General features: G+C 49.0%; 2 tRNA genes and 2 rRNA genes. All 4 read left to right on the forward strand.

Annotation, left to right across the window (positions count from 1 at the left end):
- Positions 1–90 (forward strand): 16S ribosomal RNA (locus tag B5F38_RS14190); the annotation flags it as partial.
- Positions 91–216: 126 nt separating this feature from the next.
- Positions 217–290, forward strand: a tRNA-Ile gene (locus B5F38_RS14195).
- A gap of 67 nt (positions 291–357) precedes the next feature.
- A tRNA-Ala gene (locus B5F38_RS14200) sits at positions 358–431 on the forward strand.
- A 98-nt stretch (positions 432–529) separates the two neighbouring features.
- Positions 530–622 (forward strand): 23S ribosomal RNA (locus B5F38_RS14205); the annotation flags it as partial.

Consider the following 622-nt stretch of genomic DNA (forward strand, 5'->3'; position numbering starts at 1 on the left):
CGCAAGGAGCGTACGAAGGTAATACCGGTAACTGGGGCTAAGTCGTAACAAGGTAGCCGTACCGGAAGGTGCGGCTGGAACACCTCCTTTCTGGAGAAGAGACACCAAAGAGGTCGAAGAGACAAGAACAAAAGTTCTCGACTCTTGAACGCACTGCTTCTTTTCATTCATATATAAAAAGGAAACAGAGACACCCGCCAGGGCACGATTTGAGACAGTCCTATAGCTCAGTTGGTTAGAGCGCTACACTGATAATGTAGAGGTCGGCAGTTCAAATCTGCCTGGGACTACACCGACTCTCAAGCGAAAGCAACCGAAAAGGAAGCTGAACAGAAAGAAGAGAGTAAAGTGGTAGCGGGGGGATTAGCTCAGCTGGCTAGAGCACCTGCTTTGCAAGCAGGGGGTCAACGGTTCGAATCCGTTATTCTCCACAGAAGATCCTTGACATGTTGGAAAAAAAGAGAACAAGAGCACGAAGCAAACCATATCAACCCAAAACGACAGCTCTTCATAACTGAAGAGAAGCCGCAAGAAAGTAAGAAAGGGCGCATGGGGGATGCCTAGGCTCTCGGAGGCGAAGAAGGACGTGATAAGCTGCGAAAAGTTACGGAGAGGCGCAAAT

Origin of the sequence: Barnesiella sp. An22 (assembly GCF_002159975.1) — a bacterium.
Taxonomy (GTDB): domain Bacteria; phylum Bacteroidota; class Bacteroidia; order Bacteroidales; family Barnesiellaceae; genus Barnesiella; species Barnesiella merdigallinarum.